4 protein-coding genes are annotated in these 3,964 nt (G+C 37.5%); all 4 read right to left on the bottom strand.

All coding sequences use genetic code 11. From position 1 onward, the window contains the following. Positions 1 to 182, bottom strand: a 182-nt coding sequence (locus AC1DQW_RS27250) for an NAD-dependent epimerase/dehydratase family protein (protein WP_477456941.1), incomplete at its 3' end; no start/stop codon positions are given. A 39-nt stretch (positions 183 to 221) separates the two neighbouring features. Next, entirely contained in the window at positions 222 to 1,622 is a 1,401-nt protein-coding gene (locus AC1DQW_RS27245) for a UDP-glucose 6-dehydrogenase (protein ID WP_477456940.1), read from the bottom strand. A gap of 51 nt (positions 1,623 to 1,673) precedes the next feature. Continuing rightward, the gene (locus AC1DQW_RS27240; protein ID WP_477456939.1) at positions 1,674 to 2,612 is read right to left on the bottom strand and encodes a GDP-L-fucose synthase family protein; all 939 of its coding nucleotides are present in this window, start codon (positions 2,610 to 2,612) and stop codon (positions 1,674 to 1,676) included. A 5-nt stretch (positions 2,613 to 2,617) separates the two neighbouring features. Continuing rightward, entirely contained in the window at positions 2,618 to 3,733 is a 1,116-nt protein-coding gene (gmd, locus tag AC1DQW_RS27235) for a GDP-mannose 4,6-dehydratase (RefSeq protein ID WP_477456938.1), read from the bottom strand. Between the last annotated feature and the right edge of the window lie 231 nt (positions 3,734 to 3,964).

Genomic DNA, 3,964 nt, shown 5'->3' with positions numbered 1-3,964 from the left:
ACATCATGGTTATAAAACTCAAAATTCTCCAGTTTAAACAGGTGCGATATATTCCGCAGATCCCCGGTAATCAGGTTATCCATGCCTATTACATGATAATCTTCCTTGATAAACCTGTCGCATAAATGCGAACCTAAAAAGCCTGCGGCTCCTGTGATTAATATTCGTTTCCGGTTTGACATTAACTTATCTGTTGCAGTTATTTTATACGTATGTAATGCTTAGCCTTTAGTACCAATAGATTGTACCAGGAAACCTATTTCCTTTAATTTTTTGACATCAAGCAGGTTTCGCCCATCGAATATTTTGGCAGGTTTTAACATACCATCGTATATTTTTTTCCAGTCATAATCTTTAAACTCATCCCACTCAGTTAGTACCGCAATTGCGTGAGCGCCTTTACAAGCCTCATAAGGATCTTGTACTACCTTAACCCCCTTTTTATTTTCTTCAGCTGTACGTGTTCCAAGGTAGTCAAGATCAAAATAAATCTGTCCTTCTAAAACTTTAGGATCATAAACCATAATTTGAGCTTGCTCATGTAATAGATGATCGGCGACGTAAATAGCTGCCGACTCACGGGTATCATTGGTATCCTTTTTAAAGGCCCAGCCCAAAAAGGCTATTTTTTTACCATTTACCGTGTTGTACAATTCTCTGATCATCTGGTTAGCAAACCTCTTTTTCTGATGATCATTCATGATAATCACTTGTTCCCAATAATCAGCTACTTCCTGCAAGCCATAGCTTCTGGCAATGTAAACCAGGTTTAAAATATCTTTTTGGAAACATGATCCACCGAAACCAACTGAGGCTTTTAAAAATTTAGGCCCAATACGGCTATCAGTACCAATTGCCCTGGCAACTTCATTAATATCAGCTTCGGTTTTTTCACAAAGCTCTGTTAAAGAGTTAATTGAAGATACACGTTGGGCCAGGAAAGCATTGGCGGTTAGTTTTGACAGCTCAGAAGACCAAACGTTGGTAGTTAAAATACGTTCTCTTGGAATCCAGTTATTATAAATATCAACCAACGCCTGTACAGCAATCTGACCTTCGGGTGAATTATCACCTCCTATTAAAACACGATCCGGAGCGTCCAGATCTTCTACAGCGGTTCCTTCTGCAAGAAACTCAGGGTTGGATAGTATTTGAAACTGCGAACCATCTCCCGTATGCATAAGAATATCTTTTATAGCACTTGCTGTTCTAACAGGTAAGGTCGATTTTTCAACAATAATCTTGTTATTTTTTGAAACACGTGCAATTTGCCTGGCACAAAGCTCTATCCATTTTAAATCTGCAGCCTGCCCTTTGCCGGCACCATAAGTTTTTGTAGGTGTGTTTACAGATATAAACACCATTTCTGCTTCAGATATTGCAGTATCCACGTCAGTAGAAAAAAACAGATTACGTCCCCTTGCTTCGGCAACAACATCACTTAAACCAGGTTCATAAACTGGTATATTGTTTACGTTCTCATCGTTCCAGGCAGCGATACGAGCTTCGTTTAAATCAACTACTGTAACTTGAATATGTGGACATTTTTTGGCGATCATAGCCATAGTAGGACCACCAACGTAGCCAGCTCCAATACAGCAAATTTTTGTGATTTTGATCATAGATTTAACGTTAATAACTTCAGGTTTATTTTTATAAAAGGCAAGGCGCTTTTACTTTACAACAATATACTTTTTTAAAAAATCATTATAAGCTAATGCAATGCCATCTGCAAGTTCAACGGTATATTTCCATCCTTTTTTGTGTAATTTGGAAACATCCATTAGCTTTCTGGGTGTACCGTCTGGTTTTGCAGTATCAAATTCAATGCTGCCTTGATATCCAATAATTTTTTTAACAAGATTCGCCAGATCTTTAATTGATATATCTTCCCCAGTACCAATGTTTACCAAGCCAGGCTCGTTATAATTTTCCATCAAGTAATAGCATGCGTCGGCAAGGTCGTCGGCAAACAAAAACTCTCTCTTAGGAGACCCGGTACCCCAAATAGATACCACCGGCGTACTATTTTCTTTTGCCTCATGAAACCTACGAATTAACGCTGGTAATACATGAGAATTCTGGGGATGGTAATTATCATTATAACCGTACAAATTTGTGGGCATAGCCGAGATATAATTACAACCGTATTGCGCCCGGTAAGCATCGCACATTTTTATACCTGCAATTTTAGCAATTGCATAAGGTTCATTAGTTTCTTCAAGCAAACCTGTTAAAAGATACTCTTCACGCAATGGTTGAGGAGCCATTTTGGGATAGATACAGCTTGAGCCTAAAAACATGAGTTTTTTTACCCCATTCAGATAAGAATTATGTATGATATTGTTTTGAATCTGCAAATTATCGTACAAAAACTCGGCACGATAAGTATTGTTTGCAACAATACCACCAACCTTTGCTGCTGCTAAAAAAACATATTCTGGCTTTTCTTGGGCAAAAAAATCAGAAACCGCCTGTTGGTTGCGTAAATCAAGTGTATCTGAAGTACGGGTAACAAAGTTGCTAAATCCTTCCTTAACCAATTTGCGATAAATGGCAGAACCTACCATACCACGATGGCCTGCAATATATATCTTAGCGTTTTTTTCCATTGATACTATTCGAACTGGTTTTTAATAGCATAGCCTGATTCTTTTAACAGTTTTTCTCTTCTGAATAAATCAACATCGGCGGCAACCATTTCTTTAACCAAACCATTCAGATCGTATTTTGGTTCCCAACCTAATTTAGTTTTTGATTTTGTTGGGTCACCAATCAGCAAATCAACCTCGGTTGGGCGGAAGTATGCCTTATCAACAGCAACAACTTCTTTTCCTACTTCTATCTGAAAATCGGGATTACTGCAGCTTACCACATATCCTTTTTCATCGGCACCTGCACCTTTAAACTCGACTGCGATACCAACCTCAGCAAAAGCCATACGTACAAATTCGCGTACACGGGTAGTAACACCTGTTGCTATCACATAATCTTCTGCGATTTCTTGTTGTAATATCAGGTACATGGCTTCTACATAATCTTTAGCGTGCCCCCAGTCTCTTTGTGCATCAAGATTACCCAGAAAAAGTTTATCCTGTAAACCCATAGCTATTTTAGCTGTAGCGCGGGTTATTTTGCGGGTTACAAATGTTTCACCGCGTAATGGGCTTTCGTGGTTAAACAATATACCATTGCATGCATAAATACCGTAGGCTTCCCTATAATTAACAGTTATCCAGTAAGCATACATTTTAGCCACAGCGTATGGTGAACGTGGATAAAAAGGTGTAGTTTCTGACTGAGGTACAGCTTGCACAAGACCATAAAGCTCAGACGTTGATGCCTGGTATATTTTGGTTTTTTTTGTAAGCCCCAATATCCTTATGGCTTCCAATAATCTTAAAGTTCCAATACCATCGGCATTAGCAGTGTACTCAGGAGTATCAAAACTTACTTTAACATGCGACATAGCACCTAAGTTATATATTTCATCTGGCTGTACCTGTTGTATAATACGTATTAAATTTGTGCTGTCGCTTAAATCTCCGTAATGAAGAGTTAATTTAATTTCAGTATCGTGTGGATCCTGGTATAGATGATCGATCCTATCTGTATTGAACAACGAACTACGGCGCTTGATGCCGTGTACTTCGTATCCTTTAGATAATAACAACTCTGTTAAGTAAGCACCGTCTTGTCCGGTAATACCTGTAATGAGGGCGATTTTTTTCATGGTTTATATAGTATTGACTTTAAATGTTGAAACATTACGCTAGTTATGATACATAAGTTTATAATTATTTTACTATTTATATAATTATAAACAAATACATTGCAAGATAGCATTAAAATTGCTATTTAATTGAAATTTTTATAAAAATTAACAAATTATTTAAAAATGTTCACGATAAAATTAATATGTTTCACATCGAGCAATAATTCGGCAGCCATTAATATACCATCA

The organism is Mucilaginibacter sp. P5_A4 (genome assembly GCF_056400605.1).
The sequence above is the reverse complement of the archived record's forward strand: the minus strand, read 5'-3'. Positions and strand labels throughout refer to the sequence as shown.

Coding starts and splice junctions, on each gene's coding strand:
- AC1DQW_RS27245 (WP_477456940.1), bottom strand. CDS start 1,622: ATGATCAAAATCACAAAAATTTGCTGTATTGGAGCTGGCTACGTTGGT.
- AC1DQW_RS27240 (WP_477456939.1), bottom strand. CDS start 2,612: ATGGAAAAAAACGCTAAGATATATATTGCAGGCCATCGTGGTATGGTA.
- gmd (WP_477456938.1), bottom strand. CDS start 3,733: ATGAAAAAAATCGCCCTCATTACAGGTATTACCGGACAAGACGGTGCT.